Annotated in this window: 27 protein-coding genes; 15 read left to right on the top strand and 12 right to left on the bottom strand. The window is 67.0% G+C overall.

The genetic code is table 11. The annotated features are described in order from the left end of the window. Positions 1-30: 30 nt before the first annotated feature. From WD184_09345 to WD184_09325, 5 genes are all read right to left on the bottom strand, one after another. Positions 31-792: an ABC transporter permease gene (locus WD184_09345; GenBank protein MEX0826937.1), complete on the bottom strand. Its 762-nt coding sequence runs from the start codon at positions 790-792 to the stop codon at positions 31-33. Next, positions 789-1,727 carry an ABC transporter ATP-binding protein gene (locus tag WD184_09340; GenBank protein ID MEX0826936.1) on the bottom strand — a complete coding sequence of 313 codons (939 nt, stop codon included), beginning with the start codon at positions 1,725-1,727 and terminating at the stop codon, positions 789-791. The genes WD184_09345 and WD184_09340 overlap by 4 nt, the downstream gene beginning before the upstream one ends. Then, complete coding sequence (locus WD184_09335; protein MEX0826935.1) at positions 1,724-2,587, bottom strand: hypothetical protein; 864 nt, start codon at positions 2,585-2,587, stop codon at positions 1,724-1,726. Before WD184_09335 ends, WD184_09340 begins: the two co-directional genes overlap by 4 nt. After that, entirely contained in the window at positions 2,580-3,491 is a 912-nt protein-coding gene (locus tag WD184_09330; GenBank protein MEX0826934.1) for an ABC transporter ATP-binding protein, read from the bottom strand. The genes WD184_09335 and WD184_09330 overlap by 8 nt, the downstream gene beginning before the upstream one ends. 72 nt (positions 3,492-3,563) lie before the next feature. Next, a complete protein-coding gene (locus WD184_09325) occupies positions 3,564-4,196 on the bottom strand; it encodes a helix-turn-helix domain-containing protein (protein ID MEX0826933.1) in 633 nt (210 codons plus the stop codon). A 155-nt stretch (positions 4,197-4,351) separates the two neighbouring features. On the opposite strand from WD184_09325, the gene rpiB (WD184_09320) reads away from it, so the two are divergent. The 10 genes from rpiB (WD184_09320) (at position 4,352) to WD184_09275 (ending at position 10,208) form a co-directional block, all read left to right on the top strand. Beyond that, positions 4,352-4,912, top strand: coding sequence for a ribose 5-phosphate isomerase B (gene rpiB, locus WD184_09320; protein MEX0826932.1), 561 nt, complete (start codon positions 4,352-4,354; stop codon positions 4,910-4,912). A gap of 179 nt (positions 4,913-5,091) precedes the next feature. Continuing rightward, positions 5,092-5,766 (top strand): deoxyribose-phosphate aldolase, encoded by a 675-nt coding sequence (deoC, locus tag WD184_09315; protein ID MEX0826931.1) that lies wholly within the window; start codon positions 5,092-5,094, stop codon positions 5,764-5,766. After that, complete coding sequence (locus tag WD184_09310; GenBank protein MEX0826930.1) at positions 5,753-6,379, top strand: hypothetical protein; 627 nt, start codon at positions 5,753-5,755, stop codon at positions 6,377-6,379. The genes deoC and WD184_09310 overlap by 14 nt, the downstream gene beginning before the upstream one ends. Before the next feature lie 34 nt (positions 6,380-6,413). Beyond that, positions 6,414-6,716, top strand: a complete 303-nt coding sequence (locus WD184_09305) for a BMC domain-containing protein (protein ID MEX0826929.1) — start codon at positions 6,414-6,416, stop codon at positions 6,714-6,716. An 18-nt stretch (positions 6,717-6,734) separates the two neighbouring features. Continuing rightward, a complete protein-coding gene (locus tag WD184_09300) occupies positions 6,735-7,022 on the top strand; it encodes a EutN/CcmL family microcompartment protein (GenBank protein MEX0826928.1) in 288 nt (95 codons plus the stop codon). Further along, positions 7,019-8,470, top strand: a complete 1,452-nt coding sequence (locus WD184_09295; GenBank protein ID MEX0826927.1) for an aldehyde dehydrogenase family protein — start codon at positions 7,019-7,021, stop codon at positions 8,468-8,470. Before WD184_09300 ends, WD184_09295 begins: the two co-directional genes overlap by 4 nt. Before the next feature lie 2 nt (positions 8,471-8,472). After that, on the top strand, positions 8,473-9,066 hold the full coding sequence (locus WD184_09290; protein MEX0826926.1) for a BMC domain-containing protein: 594 nt from the start codon (positions 8,473-8,475) through the stop codon (positions 9,064-9,066). Continuing rightward, positions 9,053-9,325: a EutN/CcmL family microcompartment protein gene (locus WD184_09285; protein ID MEX0826925.1), complete on the top strand. Its 273-nt coding sequence runs from the start codon at positions 9,053-9,055 to the stop codon at positions 9,323-9,325. The genes WD184_09290 and WD184_09285 overlap by 14 nt, the downstream gene beginning before the upstream one ends. Next, positions 9,322-9,609 carry a EutN/CcmL family microcompartment protein gene (locus WD184_09280; GenBank protein ID MEX0826924.1) on the top strand — a complete coding sequence of 96 codons (288 nt, stop codon included), beginning with the start codon at positions 9,322-9,324 and terminating at the stop codon, positions 9,607-9,609. Before WD184_09285 ends, WD184_09280 begins: the two co-directional genes overlap by 4 nt. 209 nt (positions 9,610-9,818) lie before the next feature. Then, the gene (locus WD184_09275; protein MEX0826923.1) at positions 9,819-10,208 is read left to right on the top strand and encodes a hypothetical protein; all 390 of its coding nucleotides are present in this window, start codon (positions 9,819-9,821) and stop codon (positions 10,206-10,208) included. 8 nt (positions 10,209-10,216) lie between these two features. Here WD184_09275 and pgl read toward each other — a convergent pair whose 3' ends face one another. After that, on the bottom strand, positions 10,217-10,912 hold the full coding sequence (gene pgl, locus WD184_09270; GenBank protein MEX0826922.1) for a 6-phosphogluconolactonase: 696 nt from the start codon (positions 10,910-10,912) through the stop codon (positions 10,217-10,219). Positions 10,913-10,980: 68 nt separating this feature from the next. Between pgl and WD184_09265 the strand changes: the two genes are divergently transcribed. Together WD184_09265 and WD184_09260 are read left to right on the top strand one after the other, a co-directional pair. Next, positions 10,981-12,669: an AMP-binding protein gene (locus WD184_09265; protein MEX0826921.1), complete on the top strand. Its 1,689-nt coding sequence runs from the start codon at positions 10,981-10,983 to the stop codon at positions 12,667-12,669. Then, positions 12,663-13,325 (top strand): alpha/beta family hydrolase, encoded by a 663-nt coding sequence (locus WD184_09260; GenBank protein ID MEX0826920.1) that lies wholly within the window; start codon positions 12,663-12,665, stop codon positions 13,323-13,325. Before WD184_09265 ends, WD184_09260 begins: the two co-directional genes overlap by 7 nt. On the opposite strand, the gene WD184_09255 is transcribed toward WD184_09260, so the two are convergent. Genes WD184_09255 through rpiB (WD184_09245) form a run of 3 tightly spaced genes read right to left on the bottom strand, consistent with a single transcriptional unit; the run spans position 13,304 to position 16,745 of the window. Continuing rightward, positions 13,304-13,759, bottom strand: coding sequence for a phosphoglycerate mutase family protein (locus WD184_09255; protein ID MEX0826919.1), 456 nt, complete (start codon positions 13,757-13,759; stop codon positions 13,304-13,306). The two genes, WD184_09260 and WD184_09255, sit on opposite strands and share 22 nt — an antisense overlap. Then, entirely contained in the window at positions 13,756-16,239 is a 2,484-nt protein-coding gene (gene ppk1, locus WD184_09250) for a polyphosphate kinase 1 (GenBank protein MEX0826918.1), read from the bottom strand. The genes WD184_09255 and ppk1 overlap by 4 nt, the downstream gene beginning before the upstream one ends. Positions 16,240-16,274: 35 nt before the next feature. Beyond that, the gene (gene rpiB, locus WD184_09245) at positions 16,275-16,745 is read right to left on the bottom strand and encodes a ribose 5-phosphate isomerase B (protein ID MEX0826917.1); all 471 of its coding nucleotides are present in this window, start codon (positions 16,743-16,745) and stop codon (positions 16,275-16,277) included. 65 nt (positions 16,746-16,810) lie between these two features. Here rpiB (WD184_09245) and murA point away from each other — a divergent pair, with 65 nt between their 5' ends. After that, positions 16,811-18,067 carry a UDP-N-acetylglucosamine 1-carboxyvinyltransferase gene (murA, locus tag WD184_09240; GenBank protein MEX0826916.1) on the top strand — a complete coding sequence of 419 codons (1,257 nt, stop codon included), beginning with the start codon at positions 16,811-16,813 and terminating at the stop codon, positions 18,065-18,067. Positions 18,068-18,183: 116 nt separating this feature from the next. Here murA and WD184_09235 read toward each other — a convergent pair whose 3' ends face one another. Further along, a complete protein-coding gene (locus tag WD184_09235; GenBank protein ID MEX0826915.1) occupies positions 18,184-18,450 on the bottom strand; it encodes a NifU family protein in 267 nt (88 codons plus the stop codon). 192 nt (positions 18,451-18,642) lie between these two features. Between WD184_09235 and meaB the strand changes: the two genes are divergently transcribed. Both meaB and WD184_09225 read left to right on the top strand, forming a co-directional pair. After that, complete coding sequence (gene meaB, locus WD184_09230) at positions 18,643-19,581, top strand: methylmalonyl Co-A mutase-associated GTPase MeaB (protein MEX0826914.1); 939 nt, start codon at positions 18,643-18,645, stop codon at positions 19,579-19,581. Positions 19,582-19,661: 80 nt separating this feature from the next. After that, positions 19,662-20,432, top strand: a complete 771-nt coding sequence (locus WD184_09225; protein MEX0826913.1) for an enoyl-CoA hydratase-related protein — start codon at positions 19,662-19,664, stop codon at positions 20,430-20,432. Here WD184_09225 and WD184_09220 read toward each other — a convergent pair. Together WD184_09220 and WD184_09215 are read right to left on the bottom strand one after the other, a co-directional pair. After that, a complete protein-coding gene (locus WD184_09220; GenBank protein MEX0826912.1) occupies positions 20,419-20,856 on the bottom strand; it encodes an SRPBCC family protein in 438 nt (145 codons plus the stop codon). The genes WD184_09225 and WD184_09220 overlap by 14 nt on opposite strands. After that, positions 20,853-21,812 carry a prolyl oligopeptidase family serine peptidase gene (locus WD184_09215; protein ID MEX0826911.1) on the bottom strand — a complete coding sequence of 320 codons (960 nt, stop codon included), beginning with the start codon at positions 21,810-21,812 and terminating at the stop codon, positions 20,853-20,855. The genes WD184_09220 and WD184_09215 overlap by 4 nt, the downstream gene beginning before the upstream one ends. Between the last annotated feature and the right edge of the window lie 34 nt (positions 21,813-21,846).

The following is a 21,846-nucleotide window of genomic DNA, read 5'->3' as shown; positions in this document are numbered from 1 at the left end:
ACGCTAGCCCGGGTGGGGCGCCCCGGGAGTTCACTCGCCCGTGGCGTCCATCCGTTTGAGGAGCACTGCCCCCATGGTGATGCAGACGATCGAGATTCCGACAGCCTTGGCCACTGCACCCCCGGCTCCGGGGACGAGCAGTCCGAGGACTTCGTCGAGCGGGGCCACCCCGGGCGTTCCCGCGGGCACCAGCCCCACGTAGGCGGTGAGGCCGATGCGGAACAGCGACACGTTGGCGAGTGCCGGCGCCGCAAAGCTGATTCCGGACTCCCAGACGAATAGATACACGAGGCCGACGAGCACGGCCCGCGACGTGATGTGCCCCAACACCAGGAAGACCGCCGTGTAGCAGGCCGCACTGACGGCGACTCCGACCACAGTTGGCACGAGTGTCACCCAGGTTCCCGCACGGGCGGCCAATGCGGCGCTGGCGAGGATCCCGGCGACGCTGGAGATCGCGGTGGCGGCCAGCCACGACGCGGTGAACTTCGCCGCGACGATGGACCATCGCGGAATCGGCCGCAGCAGCAGGAACGACAGGGTGCCGTCGCGCCGCTCGTCACCCAGGGCGCTGGAGCCGAGCACCAGGGCGACAAGGGGCAGGACGATGATGAAGAGGATCACGAGGGGGGCGTCGTGATACCGGCCGATCGAGTTCGCCTCGTTGAGGTTGGCAGACGAGAGCCACATCACGATGGCGGAGAGCAGGGCAACCAGTCCGAGGATGATCCACCGCCGCCCGCCGATCACTTGACGCAGGGTGACCCGAACCATCGACAGGAACGCTCTCACTTGCGTCTCCGGACGAGGTAGCGAAACACGCTCTCGAGGGACTCATCCTCCGGCTCGAACGCCGTCAGCCGAACCCCCAGGTCTTTGGTGATCCTTGGAACGCGGAGGCCGAGGTCCGGAAGATTGGACGTCTCGATCCGGAGAGCGTTGCCTGAGATCGTCACCGAGGTGATGCTCTCCGACGCCATCAGGCTGGCGGCGACGCCGCGGGGGTCATCGACGTCGATGCGAATTCGATAAGGGGTGTCGGCCATTGCTTCCCTGATGGCGTGCACTCCACCGGCGGCAGCCAGGCGTCCGTCGACGATGGCGATGACCCGGTCTGCCATCCGCTCCACCTCGGCGAGGACGTGCGACGACACGATCACCGTCTTGCCGCCGGCGGCGAGGCGCTTGAAGGTCTCGATGAGGTGGGCGCGCTGCACCGGGTCGGTGCCATTCAGAGGTTCGTCCAGGATCAGCACCTGCGGGTCGGTGACCAGTGCCGCGGCGACCTTCGCCCGTTGACGCATGCCTTTGCTGAACCCGGCAATGGGGCGGTCGGCGGCAGAACCGAGATCCACTGCTTCGATCGCCCGTTCGACCCCCTCCCGTGGTGCTCCTGCCAGGTCGGCGGCGTAGGTCACGAATGCCCGGGCAGTGAGTTGGCCGTACACCGCGTCTTCCTCGGGGACCAGCGCCATTCGCCCGTAGACCTTGTGGTCGCGCCGTGGGTTGGACCCGAGGATCGAGACGGCACCGTCGGACGGGGCGAGCAGGCCGCAGATCAATCGGAGCAAGGTCGTCTTTCCGGCGCCGTTGGGTCCGAGGAGGCCGGTGAGGCCGGGTCCGAACGAGCAGGTGACGTCTGACACCGCCACCTTCTGGCCGAACCACTTCGACACGTCGTTCACTTCGACCGTGGCGTCCTCAACCGTGGCAGGTGAAGTCGTCATCCCGCCCGCTTCTGGCGCGCCGGCACGGCGATGCTCGACAACGCCGCCACTACTACGACCACCAACAACGACACGGCCGGATCGAAGCCGGCATCTTCGGGAATCCACTGGTGGGTGTCCGAACCCATGATCCAATCCTTCACGTAGCCAGGGTGGTGCTGGAAGGCGAAGAGCCCCATGAAGTCGATACCGGCCTCGATCAACCCGCGAGTGGCAGCACTGGAGATGGTGACGACTCCCAGAAACACTCCGGCCGCGAGCGATGAGCGCTTCGAGAACGCTGCCACCAGGAATCCGAGTGGGGCAAACGCGAGGAAGTAGACGGCCGATGCCAGCGCGGTCTGCCCGAGCACCTCGAAGTTCTCGGTGACGTAGGAGCCGAACCCCTCCACCCAGGCGCGGCCGAGAAACAGCACGACATGTGGCAGCCACAGGAAACCGAATACGACTGTCGCCAGCGACGCTGCCCGCATCGACACGTAGTCGGCGGTCGTCAGTGGTCGGGACGCGTACACCGACAGCGTTCCGTTGACGCGGTCGGGAATCAGCAGTTCGCTGGCGGCGAGCGCGGTGAAGATGAGCACCAACGCTCCGGTGAGGTCGAAGTACTCGCTATGGCCGAAGAAGGTTGCGCTGGCGTCGAATTCGCCTGCGATGACGCTGAGGGCTACGAAGAAGAGCGATGGGAGTATCGCGATGCTGAGCATCGCGATGGGGAACACTTTGCGGCGTGCCCGACGGCGGAGCCCGAGCACGCGACGCAGCCCGTCGCGGTAGATGGCGCGGCGTGCTCCGGCTCGCCCCAGGCGCGGTCCGTCATGCGGCCGCCATCCCAGATCGAATACGACGCCTTCAGCCATTCGAACCCTCCCCCATGAATACGTCCTCGAGGGTGGTCCGTTTGGCGGCGAGCCTTCGCAGCGGGGCCCCGACTTCCGCCAGGGCATCTCTGGCGATCTCGAAGGCGTCCCGATCGGTGGCAGTCAGGTGGAGCACCGAGCCCACCAGCTCGACCGTCGCCCCCAACCGCTGGGCAACGGCAACCACTGCGGCGCTGTCGCCGATGACCTCCAATTCGACTTCATCGGTGGTCGACAAATCGGTCAGCGGCCCGGATCGCAGCACCTTGCCGCCGTCGAGCATGATGACCCACTCGCAAGTCCGTTCAATGTCGGTCAACACATGCGAGGAGATGACCGCATTGATCCCGAAGTCCTCCAGCCGGGTGACGAGATCGAGCATCTCCTCCCGTCCTTCGGGGTCGAGGCCGGCAGTGGGCTCGTCGAGGAGGACCAGCTGCGGGTCGTGGACGATCGCCTGGGCCAACTTGGCGCGTTGTTTCATGCCGGTGGAGAACTCGCCGATGAAACGGAAGCGCTCCTCGTGGAGGCCGACCAGGCCGAGCACGTCGCTAGCGCGCTGCCGCGCCGCTCGTACCGGCAGCCCACCCAGTTCGGCGGCGTACCCGAGGAAGTCGGCGGCAGTCTGGTCGGGAGGCATGCAGTTTCCCTCCGGCATCCACCCGACCCGGGCGCGGACATCGAGCTGCCGGGTGGCGACGTCGTGCCCGAGCACTGCGACCTGGCCGGAAGCCGCCGGCAGTACCCCAAGCAGGATCTTGAGCAGGGTTGTCTTGCCGGCGCCGTTGGCGCCCACCAAACCGATACGGCCGGGGGGGATCTCGAGGCTTACTCCGTCGATGGCGACGATGTTGCCGTAGGCGAACCGCAGGTCCGTGACGGAGATGATCGGAGGGCGGTCCATGCGGTGATGACGGTAGTGGCGGGGAAAACAGTCAAGATTCGAGAGTCAAGAGTCAAGAGTCAAGATCTCTTGTCAGCCTTGACCGCCGCGCCACCAGCGCTTGGCCATGTCCCACGCGGTGGGCCTCCGGGTTGGGGCCGCCGGAGCCGTTCGAGGGGCCGGCGTCACCGTCGGCTGGGGTATCTCCCTGGTCCTGGTCGCCGCCCTGAGCTCGTCGCGTTCGGTGCGGATCTCGCCGAGACGTTCGCGGAGGAACTCGGCTTCGGTTTCGGCGCGGGCGGCCCGTTCGCGTGCCTCGGACAGCATCAGGCCTGCTTCGTGGATGTTCCCCAATTGGTCCATCAGGCGGTCCCAGGCGTCGCGGGGTACCAGCATCGCCGTCCCGTCGGCCGTCGGGCCGGTGGCCCCCTCTCGAGGAGCGGGCGGGGGGCTTCCCGCACGATGAGAAATCCGATGGGCCACCGACTCGGCGGTGATCATCCATTGGCGGCCGTTCGGCCCGTCGGCCTTGACCGCGTCGACCGCCCCATCGCGGGCCCACGAGCGCAGCGTGCCCACCGAAACTCCGAACCGGTGCTCGGCCTCCTTGAGCGTGATCCGGCCGCCGAGCGGCGGCGCCGGCTCGGCCGGCACCTCGTGGCGGGTCTTCCGCTTCTGCTCGCTCGGGCCCGGCCGTCGATCCCAGGTGAAGGCAGGGTCGGACATGCCGAGAGGTTACGCAAGAGAATCGAGAGTCAAGAGCCAAGAGCCAGAAAGATTCTTGATTCTTGATTCTTGACTCCTGCCCCTCATCCCGCTTCCCCCGCGGCGGCGTGGGATAATCGAATGTGCCCGGCCGCCAACTTCCAAGCGAAGAGGACGTGCGCGCTCTCGTGACGCGCGTCGTCGATTCGGTCGCCTCCTCCAACCAGCCCGCTGCCGCGCCCTCGGCAGAGAGTGGCGCGGGCGTATCGGTCGCCGGCAAGATCGCCATCGGGGCCGACCACGGGGGCTTCCGCCTCAAAGAGCGGATCGGGTTCCGGTTGCGCGAAACCGGCCGCGAGGTGGTCGACTGCGGCACGGATTCGTCCGAGGCGGTCGACTATCCCGACTTTGCGTTGGCGGTCGCCGAAAAAGTGGCTTCCGGGGAATGCGTTGCCGGCATCGTGATCGACGGGGCCGGCATCGGGTCGGCGATGGTCGCCAACAAGGTGGCGGGGGTGAGGGCGGCGCTCTGTTACGACCTGTCCTCGGCGCGCAACAGCCGGGAACACAATCACGCCAATGTGCTCACGCTCGGCGCCGGGCTGATCGGGGAGACGCTGGCGTGGCAGATCGTCGAGGAGTGGCTCGCCACGCCCTGGGGCGAGGGGCGCCATGCTCGCCGGGTGGCGATGATCGAGGCCCTCGATGCCCGCCGGCGCATGGGGGAGGCGGTATGAGCGAGCGCGACGAGCTGATCGAGGCGATCACGCGGGAAGTGCTGGCCGCGGTGGCCGGCGAGTCCTGGGATGACTGCCTTGCCTGTGTCGGTGACTGCGTCGCCCACTCTGCCGACAAAGTGCGGTCGGTGCTGGCTGCCGGTGCCACCCGGGTGTCGTTCAACGGACTCGGGGCCGACGTGCCAACCGACCTGGCGGGATTCATCGACCACACGCTTCTCCGCCCCGATGCCACCACCGCCGAGATCGACCGCATGTGCACCGAGGCGCGGGAGTATGGGTTCGCTTCCGTCTGCGTCAATCCGTACTGGGTCAAACGGGTCGCCGACAATCTCAAGGGCTCCGATGTGGTGGCGTGTGCCGTGGTGGGCTTCCCGTTCGGGGCATCTATGCCGGAGATCAAGGCCATGGAGGCCCGCCGGGCGATCCGCGACGGCGCCCGTGAAATCGATATGGTCATCAACGTGGGTGCGCTCAAGTCGCAAGACCACTCTCTCGTCGAGCGCGACGTCGCCGGGGTGGCCGAGGCCTGCCGCGAGGCCGGAGCGGTGTGCAAGGTGATACTCGAAACTGCCATGCTCACCGACGAAGAGAAGGTGATCGGATCGCGATTGGCCGTGAAAGCCAAGGCAGACTTCGTGAAGACCTCGACCGGTTTCGGGGGCGGTGGCGCCACGGTGTACGACGTGGCGTTGATGAGGGAGGCAGTAGGCCCCAAGGTCGGGGTCAAGGCGTCGGGCGGAATCCGCAACGCCGACGACGTCCGGCAGATGATTGCTGCCGGAGCGACGAGGATCGGTGCATCGGCAGGAGTTCAGATCGTGACGGGAGGGACAACGAGTGAGCGGTATTGACCTCCGGGGCTATTCGTTCCTGGACAGCCTGCAGCCCCAGTACGCGGCGTTCCTGGGCACGGTGGCCCAGGGCTTTCTCCCGCTGGCGGGGGACGCTTCTCTCTACATCGAGATCTCTCCGGGCATCGAGATCAACCGGGTTACCGACGTCGCCCTGAAGTCGACGCAGGTGAAGCCCGGGATGCAGATCGTCGAGCGATTTTTCGGCCTTCTCGAGATCCATTCACCGTCGCAGGCCGAGGTGCGGGCGGCGGGAGCGGCGATCCTCGAGGACATTGGGGCATCGGAGAGTGACCGGATCAAACCCCGTATTGCCTCGAGCCAGATCATCCGCCGGGTCGACGATCACCAGGCGCAGTTGATCAACAGGATGAGGCACGGCCAGATGCTCATCCCTGGTCAGACGCTCTATGTGCTCGAGATGGAACCTGCCTCCTATGCCCCGTTGGCCGCCAACGAGGCAGAGAAGGCGGCGAACATCAACGTGCTCGAGGTGCGGTCGTTCGGATCGCTAGGGCGCGTCTATCTCGGGGGCGAGGAGAGCGACATCGATGTCGGGTGGCGCGCGGCGGTCGGGGCGCTCGAGGGCCTCGAGGGCCGCGAAGCCACTTGATCGGTTCAAGGAAAGAAAGGAACAGCGAAAGCCCATGGCTGAAGCACTCGGAATGATCGAGACCCGCGGTTTTGCCGCGATGGTCGAGGCGGCGGACGCGATGGTGAAGGCCGCCAAGGTCGAACTCGTGTCGTACGAGAAGACCGGCGGCGGCTACGTGACTGCCGTCGTGCGCGGGGACGTTGCCGCCGTCAAGGCGGCGATCGATGCCGGGGTTCGTGGTGCGGAGAAGGTCGGCGAAGTGGTTTCCACTCACGTCATCGCCCGCCCCCACGTCAACATCGACATGATCCTCCCGCTCGGCCGGGCCGACGAGGCCGCGGCGGAGTCTTCCTAGAAAGGCGGGGAGCACCTCGTGCTACTCGGCCGCGTCGCGGGGACACTCGTCGCCAGCGAGAAAGAGCCCACGATGGAGGGGCTCAAATTCCTCGTGATCAAACAAGTCGACGTCGAAGGTGACGACTCCGGCGGGTACGTGATCGCGGCGGACGCGGTGGGCGCGGGTGTCGGTGAGGTCGTCATGTTCGCCACCGGATCCTCCGCCCGGCAGACCGAGGCGACCAGGGACCGGCCCTGCGATGCCGTGGTGATGGCGATCGTCGACACCTGGGAGGTCGGCGGCGAAGTGAAGTTCACCAAGTGACAAAGTTCAGCGAGCAAGAGGTCCAGGCGGTCATCGCCCGGGTGCGCGAGCGTCTCGGCGGCACGCCGGATCGGCTACCGACCAACCCCCGGATTCCCGCGGCGATCCCGGACGCGGCCCTCGGTGAGGGCATCTTCGGCACGATCGACGAGGCGGTGAATGCCGCCGAGGCCGCTCAGCGAACGTATGCCGCCGCCGGCACGGATCTGCACGAGGCCGTCATCGCGTCGATCCGCAAGTCGATGGTGGAGAAGGCCGAGTATCTCGCCGAGGCGGCTCACGCCGAGACCGGTCTGGGCAGGGTCGAGGACAAGATCCGCAAGAACATCCTGGTGGCGACCCGCACCCCCGGTCCGGAGGATCTCGCACCGCTGATCGAGACTGGATCAAGCGGCATGATGGTCACCGAGCACGCCCCCTTCGGACTCATCGGGGCGGTCACTCCCACCACCAATCCCACCTCGACGATCATCAACAACACGATTGCAGTACTCAGCGGCGGCAACGGCGTCGTCTTCAACGTCCATCCCAACGCAAAGCGGGTGTCCGCCGAGAACATCCGCCTCATAAACCGGGCGATCCTCGCCGCCGGGGGTCCGAGCAACCTGGTCACGGCCATCCCCGAGCCGACCATCGAGAGCGCCCAGGCGCTGATGCAGCATCCCCAGGTCCGGGTGCTGCTTGTCACCGGAGGGCCGGCGGTGGTTCGTGAGGCCCTGAAAACGGACAAGCGGGCGATCACCGCCGGACCGGGCAATCCACCTGCCGTGGTCGATGAGACCGCCGACATCGAGAAGGCCGCCCGCGACATCGTCGCCGGGGCATCTTTCGACAACAACGTCATCTGCACTGACGAGAAGACGGTCATCGCGGTGCGGGCCATCGCCGACGACCTGGTGCGGGCGATGGGACGCCAAGGCGCGTACGTGCTCAAGGAACATGAACTCCGCAAGGTGGAGCGGGTGATCTTCGAGACGATGGGCCCCGCCGGGAAGCCGGGGGTGATCAACCGGTCGTGGATCGGGAAGAACGCCCGCGACATCGCTGCTGCGGCCGGGGTCGATGTCGACGGGGACCCGCGGTTGCTGGTCGCAGAGGTCCCCAACGAGCACAGCCTCGTTTGGACCGAGCAGATGATGCCCGTCCTGCCCGTTACCCGGGTGCCCGACGTAGGTGCCGCCATCGAGCTGGCGATCGCCTCAGAGCACCGCTTCCGCCATACCGCCTCGATCCACTCGACCAATGTGTCGACGATCACCCGGATGGCGCGTTCGATCAATGTGTCGATCTTCATCGCCAACGGGCCCAACTATGCCGGGCTCGGTCAGGGCGGTGAGGGGTTCACCTCGTTCTCGATCGCCAGCCCGAGCGGTGACGGCATGACCCGTCCGATCACCTTCACCCGGGAGCGTCGGATCTCGGTGGTCGGCGCCCTGAGGATCGTCTGACCGTGAACCCGGCAATCGGGCTTCTCGAATTCGGATCGGTGGCAGCAGGTATCCGAGCCGGCGACGCCATGGTCAAACGCGGTGCGGTGGCCGAACTCGTTGCGGGCACGGTGCATCCGGGCAACTACCTCGTCCTCGTGACCGGCGAGGTCGCCGACGTCGAGGAGGCGATGGCTGCCGGCAGGGCATCCTCCCCGGCGTCGCTGCTGGACGAGGTACTGCTCACCGACGTTCACCCCGCCGTCATCGAAGCGGTGCGAGGCGTCCGGGTCCCGGGGTCGGGCGAGTCCCTCGGCGTGATCGAGACACGAACCGTTGCCGCGACCATCGAGGCATCCGACGCCGCCGTCAAGGGCGCCGGCGTCTTCTTGATGGAGCTTCACCTCGCCGACGGGCTGGGCGGCAAGGCCTACTCCCTTTTCTGTGGTGCCCTCTCCGACGTCGAGGCCGCAGTGGCGGCGGGGGCCGGACGGATCGCGGCGGAGTCACTGGTCGCGGCGTTGGTGATTCCTCAGCTCCACAGTGAGATGGGGAACAACCTCTTGGCAGGGCGGCACTTCAGTGATCGCCTGGGGAGGGATGATGCAGCTCGCTGAGGTGATCGGCACGGTCGTGGCGACCGTCAAGTACGAGGGGCTCGACGGCGTTCGGTTCCTGCTCGTTCAACCGCTCGACCGGGAGCAGGAGCCCGATGGCCAGCCGGTGGTCGCCGCCGACGCGGTGGCGATGGCCGGCCCTGGCGAGCTGGTCTACATCGTGAGCAGCCGCGAGGCGGCGTTGGCGATGCCGGTGCAGTTCGTGCCCGTGGACCACGCCATCGTGGGCATCGTCGACCACGTGGAGCGGTCCTCGTGAAGCTCGGAAGGGTCGCGGGGAATGTCGTCTCGACGATCAACCACCCGATCTTCGACAACCGCCGCCTGCTGATCTGTGACTTGCTCGACGCCGGTGGGGCCGACACCGGGGGATACCTGATCTGCGTCGACACCGTCGGGGCCGGCGCCGGGGAGATGGTGCTCATCGTGGATGAAGGAAACTCGGCGCGGCAAGTGGTCGGTAACACCACCGCGCCGATCCGTTCGGTGATCGTCGGAATAGTCGATGAGTTGCAGGTGGATGGGGAGTCGGTCGAGGTCTGACAGCCGCCCGCCGGGCGTCCTCCCCTGCCGTCGGCGGGGGAGGTGCCGAGCGAAGCGAGGCGGAGGGGGCAGCGGAGACAGCGTGCGGTCTCACGACTTCTTAAGACCCGGCTCCAGTCCTGCTCGCAGGGTCAGCTGCCCCCTCCCCCCTTCGGGGTACTCCCCCGGAGGCCGGGGGGAGACGCCAATTTCCTTCCTACGCTCTGATCGTGAAGCGTGCTGCTCTTCTGCTTGTCGTCCTCGTCGCTGCTTGCGACTCGGGGACCGTCGCGCCACCCACTACCGCACCGCCGGGTCCGACTACGACGACCACGATTGTCGATGACACCTGCGACCGGCTGGCCGAAGACATGGCGGGCTGGTTCGAGATCTTGATCGAAGTGCTCGACGACACTCCCGCCGCGACGGTGGCCGATCCGGAGACATGGCCCGAGCCCCTGGTCGCCCTCCACCAGCAAGGCGATGCCCTCGACGCGCGGGCAGTGGCGTTGGAGTGCGAACTCGGGGCCCTGCAAGCGGAGGCCTTCCGCCGTGCCGATCTCGATCCGGACAGCGCGGTGTCCCGCTACCTGATCGGACTGCTTGGCTTGGCGGAGTAGAGCCGGCGTCAGGAGTAGTCGTGGAGCCGCGAGGCTGCGGCGGCATCCAGCAGCCACATTGCGTCGCGGCTCGCCTGGGAAACCCGGGCGGCGGGAAGGTCGCTCGTGCCTTCGAGGATCTCGGCGACGATGTCCGCCTTCGCGGCCCCCGATACGAGGAACAAGGTCCGCCGTGCCCGCGCCAGCATCGGGATCGTCGCAGTGAACCGCCAGCCCCGGCCGGGAACCTCGATGGCGACGAAGTCACGTTCCACCTCCTCGAGCACGGGGGACCCCGGGAACAGCGAAGCGGTGTGGCCGTCGTCGCCGACTCCGAGCAGCACCAGGCCGGGCTGGGGACGCCCATTCGGTCCCGCTGGCAGGACCTGTCGCAGGGTTGACTCGTAGCTGGCGGCGGCATCGGGCGCCTCGTCCCAGGGAATTTCATGGAGCGTTGCCGGCACCTGATCGAACAGGGCACGGCGGATCATTCCGGCGTTGCTGTCCTCGTGGTTGCGGGGGACATGGCGCTCGTCGGTGAGCCATCCGTCGATGTCCGACCATCCGAGGCGGCGGGTGGCCAGTAGCTCATAGGTGCGGCGGGGCGTATTGCCACCGGCGAGACCAATGGTTCGGGGATCGGCAACGATGCGGAGCCACGCCTCCACCTCGTCGGCGGCGGCGTCGGCGAGGGCCTCGGCGCTGTTGAATACCCGGATTCGCATGAGTGGAGGGAATGGTACGGGGCTGGCGCGTCGTCACCGCCGCGGGCTGCCGGGATACTCTCGCACCCGTGTCAGCGATCAAGGCAGTGCTCGAAGAACTGACCGCGTCGGGCGGCGACTACGAGATCGTGGTCGAAGACGTGCACGGGTTCCCGGTGCGCACCTTCGCCTCCAGGCCTCGCCACCTCACCGAGTTCATCGCCATGGGTGAGAAGCACGGCGATGCCGAGTTTCTCGTCCAGGGAGACCGGCGCCTCTCCTATCGCGAGACGTTCGCTCGTGCGCGCCGGCTGGCGGCCGGCCTACGGGCGCGGTATCAGGTGGAGGCCGGCGATCGAGTGGCGATTCTGGGCGCAAACCACGTCGACTGGGTGGTCGGGTTCTGGGCAGCCGCGGCCCTGGACGCGGTAGTGGTTCCCCTCAACGCCTGGTGGACTGCGGCGGAGCTGGCATTCGCCCTCGAGGATGCCGGGATATCGGTCGTTCTCGCCGATGCCGCTCGCGCTCGATCGACCATCGACGCTGGGCACCCGGCGGAGCGGACCGTCGCCTGGGGCCATCCGCTGCCTCACGGCGTGGTGCAGCTTGCTGACGCGTTGGCCGAGTCACCCGACCCGCTTCCGGGTGTGGACCGCCGGGGCGAGGACGAAGCCGCGGTGTTGTTCTACACGTCGGGGACCACCGGCCGTCCGAAGGGGGCCCCGCTGACTCACCGCAACATCGGGTCGGGTTTTCTCAACTCGGTCGCGATGACGGCTGCTGCCCGAATCGCGAGTGATGAGGCGGTGGGGTCGGGGCGCCAGGTGGATCTCACGGTCATCCCGTTGTTCCATGCGACCGCGACCCTGGCATTGATGGTGCCATTCGTGGCCGGGGGTCACGCGATGGTGTTCCTTCCGCCGGGACGGTTCGATCCCGAGATGGCCGGTCTGGTGATCGAACGGGAAGGGGTCACCAGGTTTGGGGGAGTGCCCACGATCGTCACGCGGATTCTGGACAGCGAAGTGTGGAAGCGGCGCGATTTCTCACGCGTCAGCCGAATCTCATTCGGGGGTGCGCCGGCCGCCCCGGGTTTGATCGACCGGATCGCCGCGGCCTTCCCGAATCTGAAGGATCGGCTGATCCAGGGCTATGGGTTGACCGAGACGACGGCGATTTCCGCCCTCAACATCGGGGCCGACTACCTGAGCCATCCCGACTCGGTGGGGATCCCTGCCCCAACGGCTGAGATCAGGATCATCGACGCGTTCGGTGGATTGGTACCGGTGGGGAAGACCGGTGAGATCGCGATTCGGGGGGCGAACGTCATGCCTCGCTACTGGAATCGCCCGGACGCCGATGCCGCGGCGTTCCAAGATGGGTTCTTCCGCACCGGTGACATCGGGCGCCTCGATGAGGACGGCTTCCTCTACGTCACCGACCGATTGAAGGATGTCGTGATCCGCGGCGGGGAGAACGTCTACTCGGTGGAAGTGGAACGGGCGCTCGAGACCCATCCGGCGGTTGTGGAGGCCGCGGTGATCGGGGTGCCCGATGACGACCTCGGTGAGCGGGTGAAGGCGGTCGTGGTGGTGCGCAACGACGTGACGGGCGACGAGTTGGCCCGGCATCTCATTGGACAGATTGCGTCATTCAAGGTGCCCGAAGCCTGGGAACTCAGGCGTACCCCGCTTCCGCGTAACCCGTCCGGCAAGGTGCTCAAGTGGTCGCTGCGGACGGGTGGCCCTTCGCCCGCTTCTGAGGACTCGGCGTGGTGACACGCCATTGGGATCTGGAGTGGTCGCCAGGGCGCACCATTCCTCTCGTCACAGAAGGTGTGGGCTCGACCGCGGTGGTGCTTGCCCATGGCGCGGGCGCCGGCCAGGCGCACGCCTTCATGGCGGGGATGAGGCAGCGCCTTGCCGCGGGATTGACCGTGACGACCTTCGACTATCCCTACAAAGCGGCAGGACGGCGCGCTCCAGATCGGATGGAGATCCTGCTCGAGTGTCATCAGGCCGTCGCCGTCGCGGTGGCCGCCGAGGCCGACCGGCTGGTGCTCGGCGGCAAGTCGATGGGTGGGCGGATGGCGTCGCACCTCGTTGAACCGCCGGCGGCCGCGCGCTTCTTCCTGGGCTACCCGCTGATGCCCATCGGTAAGACCGTGCCCCGGGAGACTTCTCACCTCGACCAAATCACCACGCCGATGTTGTTCGTGCAGGGCGAGCGGGACCGGCTCGGCCCGCCTGCTGCTCTGGCCCCGATCATCGCCCGCCTTGGAACCGCCTCGATGGTCGTGGTTCCCGACGCGGACCACTCCTACAGCGTTCCGAAGAAGTCGGGGATCTCAGCCGAGCAGATGCTCGATCACGTCGCCGGGATCGTCGTCGCCTGGCTCGCCAAAGCCGTGGATCAGCGCTCAGGCGGCTCGTAGCGCGCCGAGACGATCCGACCTCCGTCACGTTCGAGGCGGAGCACCGCCCCCTTTTCGAACTGCAGCGAAGCGCCCAGGGGCGCCCCTCCGGCGACGAGAAGGCCCATCAGGGCGTGCAGGACGTCGCCGTGGCTGCAGATAACGGTGCCATCGGCGGCGGTCGCGACCAGACGAGCGGCTCCGGTTCCGCCGGCGCCCTCGACCAGATCGTCCGATTCCACGACGTCGATACCGAGCATCGACGCCAGCGGACTCACCGTCTGCACGCACCGCAGGTAAGGGCTCGAGAAGACCGTGGTGGCCCCGTCGGCGAACAGTGCCTCGGCGATCCGCTTGGCCTGCAATTGGCCACGGTCGCTCAGCGGGCGCTCGTTGTCGGGGCCATGCCAGTTGGCGGCGCTCCCCGCATGGGCGTGACGCAGGACGAAGATCATTTCGTCAACGCCAGGGATGTCCGCAGCACGGCCCGGTCTCGTTCGTAAGTGAGCAACTCGAGGGCTTCGTCGAGAGTCACCCAGATGACCTCGTCGACCTCGTCGTTGGGCTCGAACGCCCCGCCTTCCACCGTCATCGCCCAGTAATCGACGATCTTGGGCCTGGCGTACCGGTCGGCGTATTCGACAGCACCCACATGCTGTCCCAGCTCGGCGCTGTACCCCGTCTCTTCGAGTACCTCGCGCAGGGCAGCTTCGGCCGCGGTCTCGCCCGTATCGACCTTGCCCTTGGGGAAGGACCAGTCTCCGTACCGGGGACGGTGCACGAGCAGGACTCGTGGTTCGCCGTCCGCCGAGTCCGTGACGATGCCGCCAGCAGCGGCCACCATCTCGGGGACGTCCAACGCCCGCGCCGGATCGGGGACGGCGCCTTGTGACCGGGCGAGAGCCAGTGCCTGGAATCGCCGGTGTGCCTCGAGTCCGAGCACGGTGGGCACTTTTGACCACCCGTCGTCGATCAGTTCCCACGCCAGGCGGTCGTCGGCGAGGCACACCCGCAACAGCTCTTCGAGCCTCTTGCGCAGTCGGGGGTGGTAGATGGGGGTCAGGGCCTCCACCCGCCCGTCGAGGTTCCGGGTCATCATGTCGGCAGAACCAATCAGGTACTCGGCGTCGTCGCCGCGTCCGAAACGGAACACCCGGCTGTGCTCCAGATATCGGCCGACGATCGACCTGACCCTGATGGTCTCGGAGAGCCCGGACACACCCGGTCGGAGGCAACACATCCCTCTCACCACCAGATCGATTGGCGTTCCAGCGGCCGAGGCCGCGTACAGCTCGTCGATCATTCTGGGGTCGACCAGGTGGTTCAGCTTCATCACGATGCTGCCTTTGGCCCCGCGCGCCGCTTGGGTCTTGATCCTCGAGGTGATCGCCTCGCGCAATCCGGTGGGGGCGACGATGATCCGGCGGTAGTCGTGCTTCTGTCCGTATCCGGTCAGAACGTTGAACAACTCTGACAGGTCGGCACCGATGTCGTCGTCCGCGGTGAGGAGCCCTAGATCCTCGTAGAGGCGTGCGGTGTTCGGGTTGTAGTTCCCGGTGCCGATGTGCGAGTACCGCTTGAGGTTGTCCCCTTCGCGTCGTACCACCAGGGCGATCTTGGCGTGGGTCTTGAGTCCGGCCACGCCATAGACAACATGGACGCCCGCCTCTTCCAGAATTCGAGCCCAGGAGATGTTGGCTTCCTCGTCGAAGCGGGCCTTCAGTTCGACCAGCACCACCACCTGCTTGCCGCGCCGGGCGGCAGCGATGAGCGACTTGACGATCGACTGCTCACCTCCCAGGGCCGGGTCTTCCGGGTCAGAGGTCCGGTAGAGCGTCTGCTTGATCGCCACGACGTTCGGATCGCGCGAAGCGGCCGCGATGAATGCCCCAACCGAGGTTCCGAACGCCTCGTAGGGAAGGTGCACCAGCACGTCTCGTTCGGCCAACCGATCGATGACGCTGTCGCCTGGCCCGAGTTTCGACAGGATCGGCTGGGTGGTCGGAGCCCATACTGCTGGCTTGAGGTCGGGGTGATCGAGTCCGCTCACCGTCGAAAACCCGGCCAGGGCGAGCAACCCGTGGTTGATGTACACCTCGGATGGTTCGATCCTCATCTCGCTCATCAGCAGATCGAGCATGTCGTCGGGCATCGTTCTGTCGACCACGAGGCGCACCAGGCGACTGAACCGGTGGCGGGTTTGGAGCAGTTCCTCCATCGCTTCGAGCAGGTCTTCGGCTTCTCCCTCCTCGATTGCCTGATCTGCGCTCCGGGTGACGCGGAAGGGATGGCTGCCAATGACCTCCTGGCCAGGGAAGAGGGTGTCGAGTTGCGACGCCAGCAACTGTTCGACCGGAACCAGGATCGTCCCTCCCTGCACCGACACGAGGCGGGGGAGTAGTGGCGGGACTTTGACCCGGGCGAAGTGGTCTTGCCCGGTCGCGGGGTCGCGCACCGTGACCGCGAGATTCAGCGAGAGGTTGGAGATATAGGGAAAAGGATGCTGCGGGTCGACGGCCAGTGGGGTGAGCATCGGGTAGATCTCGCGTTCGTACATCGAGATCAGTTCCTTGCGATGCTTCTTCTTGAGATCGCCCCAACCCACGATGAGGATGCCGTGGTCGGCGAGGGCGGGGATCAGCTCATTGGCGAGAAGTCGCTCTGATCGGGTGTCGAGCGATACGACTCTGGGGCGGATCGCGTCGAGCTGCTCCTGCGGCTTCGCGGAGTCGGGACCCGCCTCGACTCCTGTGGAAACCTGCTCACGGAGCCCGGCGACTCGCACCTGGAAGAACTCGTCGAGATTGCCGGCGACGATCGAAACGAACCGAACCCGCTCGAGAATCGGAAGGTTCGGGTCCTCGGCCAGTGCCAGCACCCGATCCTGAAAGTCGAGCAGGCTCAACTCGCGGTTGTAATACCGGGGAACGGTCACGGGGGGAGGGTATCAAGGGAGCCAAGAGTCAAGAGTCAAGAGTCTTGGCTCTTGATTCTTGACTCTTGATCTTCGAGGGCGGTGATCTTCGCCACCCTTCGTACATGGCGTTCGGCGCCGCTGAAGCGCGATTCGAGGAACGCTTTGACCAGCTCCTCGGCGAGGCTCTCGCCGACCACGCGGCTGCCGAGGGCGAGCACGTTCACGTCGTCGTGCTCGACGCTCTGGTGAGCGGTGTAGGTGTCGTGGGCGACGGCGGCCCGAATGCCGGGGATCTTGTTCGCCACGATGGCTGCCCCCGCACCCGATCCGCACACCACGATGCCGCGGTCTACCCGACCCGACACCACGGCCCGACCCACGGCCGCGGCGTAGTCGGGGTAGTCGACGGGGTCGGGCGAATGGGTGCCGAGATCGGTGACTGCGTGGCCCGCGTCGGCGACCAGTCGCGCCAGGTGCTCCTTCAGTTCGTACCCGGCGTGGTCGGCGGCGATGGCGATGCGCATGGCGGCAGGCTAGTGACAGGGCGTCCGCCGACGCCCAACTTCGCGCCCTCCGTAGAATCGCCGCCGTGGATCAACTCGTCGTTGCCGGGGGCGCTCGCCTCGAGGGTTCCGTGGAGGTGCTCGGCGCCAAGAACGCGGTTCTCAAGCACCTGGTCGCCACCTTGCTGGCACCGGGCAGCCACCGCATCGACAACGTCCCCGCCATCCTCGATGTTCGGCTGATGTGCGATGTCGTCCAGCACATCGGGGCATCCACCCGGTTCGAGGGCTCGACGGTCTTCGTCGACGTTCCCGAACTGCTCAACCCCGAGGCGCCGATCGACCTGGTGCGGCGGATGCGGGCATCGATTCTGGTGCTCGGCGCGCTTCTCGCCCGATGCGGAGAGGCCCGGGTGGCCCTACCTGGCGGTGACGACTTCGGCTCGCGACCCATCGACATGCATCTCGATGGACTCGAAGCCATGGGTGCATCCTTCGAGCTGGTGCATGGGGTCCTGCACGCGACCGCACCAGATGGTCTTCACGGCGCGGAGGTCTACCTCGAGTTTCCGAGCGTCGGAGCCACCGAGAACGTGTTGCTGGCCGGGGTGATGGCCCGGGGTACGACGACGATCGGTAATGCCGCCCGTGAGCCCGAGATCCAGGACCTCGCCGAGTTCCTGGCGAAGATGGGTGCCCGCATCCGGGGGGCAGGCACCTCGACCATCGAGATCGAAGGCGTCGGCTCGCTCGACCCGGCCGAGCACCGTGCCGTGCCTGACCGGCTCGAAGCCGGCACCTACTTGATCGCCGGTGCGATCACGGGTGGGGAGGTCACCGTGACGGCTTGTGTGCCCGATCATCTGCGAATGGAGTTGCGCAAGTTGGGCGCCGCGGGTTGTGAGTACGAACTCGGCAAGGACTTCGTCACCCTGCGCGGGCCTGAACGACCGAAACCGGTCGATTTCGTCACCCTGCCGTACCCCGGCTTCCACACCGACATGCATCCGCAGATGGTTGCGCTGCTGTCGCTGGCCGGCGGCACCTCGGTGATCACCGAGAACATCTACGCGGCGCGGTTCCGTTACGTCGGTGAGCTCAACCGGATGGGGGCGGACATCCAACTCGAAGGTCAGCACGTGATCGCCCGTGGGGTCGCCGCGCTGTCAGGATGCCCGGTGGACGCGTGCGACATTCGGGCAGGCGCCGCGCTGGTGCTCGCCGGTCTCCGCGCCGAGGGCTACACGACGGTCACCGACGCCCATCACATCGACCGTGGATACTCCGACTTCGCCGGGAACCTCAGATCGCTTGGCGCGAAGATAGTCAGAGAGGTCGGCTGAGAGGCGTAGCCGATAGCCAGATCGATCGGGCTACGGCTACGGCTCCAGCCAGAGCGCGGCCGAACCCTCTTGCTGGGCCGGGCTGGGGCTGGGTGAGCGGCGGGCGAAGCCCGACGCTAAATCGCGATGACTTCCATCACTCCCGGCACTCGGTCGCGGAGGATCCGCTCGATGCCGGCGGTGAGGGTCATCGTGGACATCGGGCAACCGCCGCAGGCGCCGACCATCTGAAGGTTGACGGTGCCGCCGTCCACACCGAGGAGGATCAGGTCACCGCCGTCCGCCTGGAGGGCGGGACGGATGTACTCGAGCGTCTCTTGGAGCGCGTCGAGATCGACCTTCCCCGAGGTCTCTTCTACAACTGCGGTGGTGTCTTCAGTCATGCCTTCACTTCAACGGAAAGCGGGAATGAACATTCCCACGGAGAGCGAGGGTAATGCGTAGAGCCCCCAGTCCATAGCCCACAGTCCGCGACGAAAGGCCTGGCTTCTTCCTGCGGAGGGCGGAAGGCGGATGGCCGCTCCGTCTGGCCGGGGCTGAGGCTGGGGCCGGGGCCGGGGCGGTACTCTCCCCCCGTGCCCGCTCTTCCGACCCCGGCCGCGCTCGTCGACGCCGTCGCGGCTGGGGATCGTCGGGCCCTGGCCCGCCTGATCTCGATTCTGGAGGATCGGCGGGCGGGCTACGACGCGATTCTCCCGATCGCGTTCGCGGCGGCAATGCCGTCGCATCGGATCGGGATCACCGGAGCCCCGGGGTCGGGGAAATCCACCCTCACGGATGGTCTGATCCGCCTGGCCCGGGCGGGAGGAGACGAGATCGCCGTATTGGCAGTCGACCCCACCAGTCCTTTCTCGGGTGGAGCTGTCCTCGGCGATCGGGTTCGGATGCAGGACCACATCCTCGATCAGGGGGTCTACATCCGATCGATGGCCACTCGAGGGCACCTCGGCGGCTTGTCGGCTGCCGCCCCCAAAGCACTGCTCGCATTGGAGGTCGCGCAATTTCCCTGGGTGGTCGTCGAGACCGTCGGCGTCGGCCAGGACGAGGTCGAGATCGCCGCCGCGGCGGACACCGTGATCGTGGTGGTCACCTCGGGATGGGGTGACGGCATCCAGGCGGCCAAGGCAGGGATCCTCGAGATCGGCGACGTGTTCGTCGTGAACAAGGCAGATCGGCCCGGGGCGCAGGACGCGGCCTCCGAGTTGCGGGCGATGCTGGCGCTCGGCGAGGCGACGGGGTGGGATCCACCGATCATCCAGACCGTGGGCACGACCGGCGCGGGTGTCGACCAGGTGTGGGCGGCCGTCGCCGCCCACCGCGAGCATCTCGGGTCGGAGGGCCTTGATGCCGACCGGGGCCGCCGCCGTCGCGTCGAACTCGAGACGGCTCTAGTGGAGTTCCTCAGGGACCGGGCTATCGACCTCGCCGCGAAGGGGGGCGAGGTGACGAGTGCTGTGGTGGCGGGTGATCTCGATCCTTGGACCGCCGCCCGGAGACTGGCGGATGGCGCCTGAGCATCGGCTCGGGACCGGGCGGACATCTGACATCCGACCTTGCAGCGGTCACAATCACCGCACCCGATCGGGAGAAGCAGATGTCATTGGTTCGCTACCAGGCGGACGGCGCAGTCGCGGTCATCACCCTCGACCGTCCTCCGGTGAATGCTCTGTCAGGGCAATTGGTCGCCGATCTGGAGGCGGCAATCGATCGATCATCCGCGGGGGCCGTGCGGGCGGTGGTCGTCACCGGTTCCCCCCACTTCGCCGCAGGGGCCGACATCGCCGAGTTCAAGGCGGCGATGGACTCAGGCGGTAGTGGAGCGAGTCTCGGTGTCGAACTGGGGCAGGCCCTCAACACCCTCGCCGCGCTTCCCAAGCCAGTGATCGCTGCAGTCCGCGGGTTCGCCCTGGGTGGCGGTCTCGAGTTGGCGATGGCGTGCGACCTTCGCGTGCTGTCCGAGGGCGCGAGGGTTGGACAGCCGGAGATCAAGCTCGGGGTGATCCCCGGCGCCGGCGGCACCCAGCGCCTCACCCGCCTGGTGGGGGTCGGCCGGGCCAAAGACCTGGTGTTGACCGGGCGGATGATCGATGCCCCCACCGCCCTGGCGTGGGGACTGGCCGATCGAGTGGTGCCGGAAGAGGAGCTCGACGCCGCGGCGCGGGCGCTGGCCGACGAGTTGGCGGCAGGAGCCACGGTGGCGATGGCGATCGCGAAGGACGTGATCGACGACGGGTTCTCGATGCGCCTCGGCGACGGTCTCGCTATCGAGGCAGCCGGCTTCCGCAAGGCGTTCGAGACCGAGGATGCACGGGAGGGGGTGGCAGCCTTTCTCGAAAAGCGGCCTCCGACTTTCAAGGGTCGGTGAGCCGGGACTGCAGCCTGCGGAGATTGCCTCTCCAGACCCGTGTCAGGACGGGTCGGGCGGCCCATGCTCCGATCGGCCCACCGAGGAACCAGGGAAACCGGACGGTCTCGGTCCAGGTGAATCGGGTGCCCCGGTCGATGGGTTCGAGGCTGAACCGGCCGGTCCCCTTGAAGAGTCCCTGGTGAGTGACGCCCATCGCCACCGGGCTATCCCACTCGGTGAACTCCATCACATCGGTGGTGCGCAGCGGTCCGATCCTGGTGGCGACCCGAATGCGGGTTCCGACGCCGCGACGGCGCTCGTCCTCGAACTCGACGGCGATTGCATCGGCCATCCACCGAGGATGGTCTTCGAGGCGCTCCAGTTCCGCCCATACCGTCTCCGGCGGGAGGGGTACCTCCACGGCCACGCGGATCGGTCTCATGGCGCGTCGTCGGCGCCGGTCGCCTGTGACACTTGCTCGAGGAATCGACTCAGCGTGCCTTCATAAGCCTCTGGGTCCACATTCCACGCCTCACCGTGGCCGGCGCCGGGCACCTCGACCAGGCGGGCCAGGTCCCCCAGGACCTCGGCGAACTGCCGGCTCGCTTCGATGGGCGCTTCCTCATCGTCCACGCCATGGAACACGAGCACCGGGACTGTGATGTCCTGAGCGAACTCGAGTTGGTCGAGGGCACCCCAGTCGATGCCGAACCGGAACGTGGCGACCGCGCGCGCCCAGCCGACGAGGAGACGCGGTGCCCGGTCGTCCGCCGCGAGGCGGTCGACGACCATCGCGACATCGAGCACCGGAGCGTCGAGCACCAGACCGGAGATCGCAGTCGCCAGCGATGACTCGCGCATGAACACCGAGATGATCGAGCCCCCTGACCCGTACCCCACGAGCACGACTCGCCTGGCTCCCTCGTCGCGCGCAAACTCCACGGCGGCGTGGAGGTCGGACCATTCGTTGCGGCCGTAGCCGTGGCGGCCACTGCTGCTGGGCGGCGCAGCGGCATCGTTGCGATAAGTGATGGTGAGCGTCGGCAATCCCAGGGCGGTCGCGGTCGGAAGCGCCCGCAACGCCTCACGCCGATCGGTACCTCTGCCGTGGACGAACACCACCCAGGTACCAGAATCGCCGGCCGTCGCCCATGCAGCCAGCGGCCCGAGCGGGCCTTCGATCATCACCGGTGAGTACTCGACTCCGCGCGCCTCCGGTGTCGAGAACGCCATGCGATCGGCGATCCCGGCATCCGGCTCGGACTGGTCGAGGGCGAAAACCTGACGGGCGATCTCGCCCGAGTAGTACCAGCTGGCGGCGAACAAGCCGATCACGATGACCACCAGGGCGATCGTCGCCCCCCGGGTCAACCACATCCGTCCCCGCTTGGTGACCATTGGTGGAAGCGTAGGGGGGCTCGCTTCGCGAGCC

The sequence above is a fragment of the Acidimicrobiia bacterium genome (assembly GCA_040878325.1).
Classification (GTDB): Bacteria; Actinomycetota; Acidimicrobiia; order Spongiisociales; family UBA11373; genus JAUYIV01.
This window is presented reverse-complemented; position numbering and strand designations above follow the sequence as displayed.

What these genes read in the sequence shown, in the direction of transcription:
- WD184_09340 (MEX0826936.1), bottom strand. Translation starts at nt 1,727, where the DNA reads ATGACGACTTCACCTGCCACGGTTGAGGACGCCACGGTCGAAGTGAAC.
- WD184_09335 (MEX0826935.1), bottom strand. Translation starts at nt 2,587, where the DNA reads ATGGCTGAAGGCGTCGTATTCGATCTGGGATGGCGGCCGCATGACGGA.
- WD184_09330 (MEX0826934.1), bottom strand. Translation starts at nt 3,491, where the DNA reads ATGGACCGCCCTCCGATCATCTCCGTCACGGACCTGCGGTTCGCCTAC.
- WD184_09325 (MEX0826933.1), bottom strand. Translation starts at nt 4,196, where the DNA reads ATGTCCGACCCTGCCTTCACCTGGGATCGACGGCCGGGCCCGAGCGAG.
- WD184_09305 (MEX0826929.1), top strand. Translation starts at nt 6,414, where the DNA reads ATGGCTGAAGCACTCGGAATGATCGAGACCCGCGGTTTTGCCGCGATG.
- WD184_09285 (MEX0826925.1), top strand. Translation starts at nt 9,053, where the DNA reads ATGCAGCTCGCTGAGGTGATCGGCACGGTCGTGGCGACCGTCAAGTAC.
- pgl (MEX0826922.1), bottom strand. Translation starts at nt 10,912, where the DNA reads ATGCGAATCCGGGTATTCAACAGCGCCGAGGCCCTCGCCGACGCCGCC.
- WD184_09255 (MEX0826919.1), bottom strand. Translation starts at nt 13,759, where the DNA reads ATGATCTTCGTCCTGCGTCACGCCCATGCGGGGAGCGCCGCCAACTGG.
- rpiB (MEX0826917.1), bottom strand. Translation starts at nt 16,745, where the DNA reads ATGCGCATCGCCATCGCCGCCGACCACGCCGGGTACGAACTGAAGGAG.
- WD184_09235 (MEX0826915.1), bottom strand. Translation starts at nt 18,450, where the DNA reads ATGACTGAAGACACCACCGCAGTTGTAGAAGAGACCTCGGGGAAGGTC.
- WD184_09225 (MEX0826913.1), top strand. Translation starts at nt 19,662, where the DNA reads ATGTCATTGGTTCGCTACCAGGCGGACGGCGCAGTCGCGGTCATCACC.
- WD184_09220 (MEX0826912.1), bottom strand. Translation starts at nt 20,856, where the DNA reads ATGAGACCGATCCGCGTGGCCGTGGAGGTACCCCTCCCGCCGGAGACG.
- WD184_09215 (MEX0826911.1), bottom strand. Translation starts at nt 21,812, where the DNA reads ATGGTCACCAAGCGGGGACGGATGTGGTTGACCCGGGGGGCGACGATC.